The 2,086-nt window shown below is 31.2% G+C and carries 3 protein-coding genes; all 3 read left to right on the top strand.

The annotated features are described in order from the left end of the window. Window positions 1–423, top strand: a 423-nt coding sequence (locus B0A57_RS12290; RefSeq protein ID WP_133062899.1) for a T9SS type A sorting domain-containing protein, incomplete at its 5' end; no start/stop codon positions are given. Window positions 424–438: 15 nt separating this feature from the next. Continuing rightward, window positions 439–1,362 carry a leucine-rich repeat domain-containing protein gene (locus B0A57_RS00465; protein WP_038465867.1) on the top strand — a complete coding sequence of 308 codons (924 nt, stop codon included), beginning with the start codon at window positions 439–441 and terminating at the stop codon, window positions 1,360–1,362. A 326-nt stretch (window positions 1,363–1,688) separates the two neighbouring features. After that, the coding region (locus tag B0A57_RS00460; protein ID WP_133062898.1) for a leucine-rich repeat domain-containing protein at window positions 1,689–2,086 on the top strand (398 nt) is incomplete at its 3' end.

Below are 2,086 nucleotides of genomic sequence, written 5' to 3'. Positions count from 1 at the left end.
TGTTCTGGTTTAACATCAGTAAACTGCTACATTACAATGCCTTTAGTTATTAATGCAAATGTCTTCGGTAATGTTACTCAGTCAAACTGTGCTTTAACTGTTCCTACTGGTACTCAAGCCGTTTATCAGGCAGCCGCGGTTTGGAGAAATTTCAGCCCTATTTCTGCTAATTTACTTTCTAATCATTCATTTGCAATAGAAAGTGCTTTAAAAATATACCCAAACCCTGTTTCAGAAATTTTAAACATAGTCTTACAAGAGGGCTTACAATTAGAAAAAGTGAATTTTTATAACACATTAGGCCAGTTAATAAAAACAACTAATCATTCAGAAATAAATGTTTCAAGCTTTGCAAAAGGCAATTACTTTGTAGAAGTAATGACAAACCAAGGTAAGGCAACAAAAACAATTATTATACAATAATTTAAAACAAAAAACATGAGAAAATTATTATTTGTCATTTTAATTCCTTTTTTAGGAATAGCACAAACTTTTACAGCAAACCGTATAAAATATACTGTTACTTCTTCAACAGCTCCTTTTACTGTTAAGGTAGCTAGAAACGCTAATTTTACTGGAGCAGCAGAAATACCAGAAATAGTAACTTATAATTCAAAAAACTATATTGTGACTGCTATTGGAGAGGATGCTTTTGAGTATTGTAATACCTTGACATCAGTTACCATACCTAATTCTGTGACTGTTATTGGAAAGGCTGCTTTTTATGAATGTGGAAACCTAACGGCTGCTAGGATTGGAAACTCTGTTAATTCTATTAAACCTCTTGCTTTTAGCAATTGTCACAAGCTACAATCGATTATCATCCCTAATTCTGTGACTACTATTGGAGATGGGTCTTTTGCACGCTGTTCTGGTTTAACATCAGTTACAATTCCTAATTCTGTGACTTCTATTGAAAATTCTGTTTTTAGCAATTGCGATCGTCTATCCACAGTAAATTGCTATATCACAACACCTTTAAATATTGTTGGCAAACATTGTTTTGAAGATATTAACACATCAAAATGTGCTTTAAATGTCCCTGCCGGTACTGAAGTTACTTATAAGGCAGCCGCTGTTTGGAAAGATTTTAGCCCTATTTCTGGTAGTTTACTTTCTAATCATTCATTTGCAATAGAAAGTGCTTTAAAAATATACCCAAACCCTGCTTCAGAAACTTTAAACATAGCCTTACAAGAGGGCTTACAATTAGAAAAAGTGAATTTTTACAACACATTAGGGCAGTTAATAAAAACAACTAATCATTCAGAAATAAATGTTTCAAGCTTTCCAAAAGGCAATTATTTTGTAGAAGCAATAACAAACCAAGGTAAGGCAACAAAAACAATTATTGTTCAGTAATTTTAAAAAAATATTTTATACAATAAAAGGTTAGCTTCAAACGGCTAACCTTTTTCTATTCATAACATTATATAAAAAAAGCTTCTAAATAAAAAAAGAATATTAACCAATATTTTAATGAATTTTAGCACCTAATTAATCGTTTGCAAAGCCAAATACAACGGCTAAAAAACAACAAAAAGAACAGCAAAATCAGACAATTGTAGGCACATAGAAACAACACCTACTTAAAGACCAATCTCAAAAAAACAAAGTATTATTTGTATTTATTCTAAATCTAGCTTATTTTTGTAAACCCCATAATTTTTTAATTAAAAACAAAAAACATGAGAAAATTATTATTTGTCATTTTAATTCCTTTTTTAGGAATAGCACAAGATTTTACAGCAAACCGTATAAATTATACTGTTACTTCTTCAACAGCGCCCTTTACTGTTAGCGTCGCTAAGAACCCTTATTTTAGTGGAGTAGCGGAAATACCAGAAACAGTCGTTTATAATTCAAAAAACTACGCCGTGACTTATATTAAAGAAATTGCTTTTCAAGAGTGTAATACCTTGACATCGGTTAGCATTCCTAACTCTGTGACTACTATTGGAAATTCTGCTTTTGAAAGATGTTCTAGCTTAATATCAGTTACAATTCCTAATTCTGTGACTACTATTGGAAAGGATGCTTTTGCAGATTGTTCTGGTTTAACATCAGTTACAATTCCTAATTCTGT

This window comes from Flavobacterium psychrophilum DSM 3660 = ATCC 49418, from assembly GCF_002217405.1.
Taxonomy (GTDB): domain Bacteria; phylum Bacteroidota; class Bacteroidia; order Flavobacteriales; family Flavobacteriaceae; genus Flavobacterium; species Flavobacterium psychrophilum.
Note: the sequence above shows the minus strand (reverse complement) of the source record. Positions and strands in the feature narration are given on the sequence as shown.

Excerpts from the sequence above, each read along its gene's own strand:
- B0A57_RS00465 (WP_038465867.1), top strand. The coding sequence starts at position 439 with ATGAGAAAATTATTATTTGTCATTTTAATTCCTTTTTTAGGAATAGCA.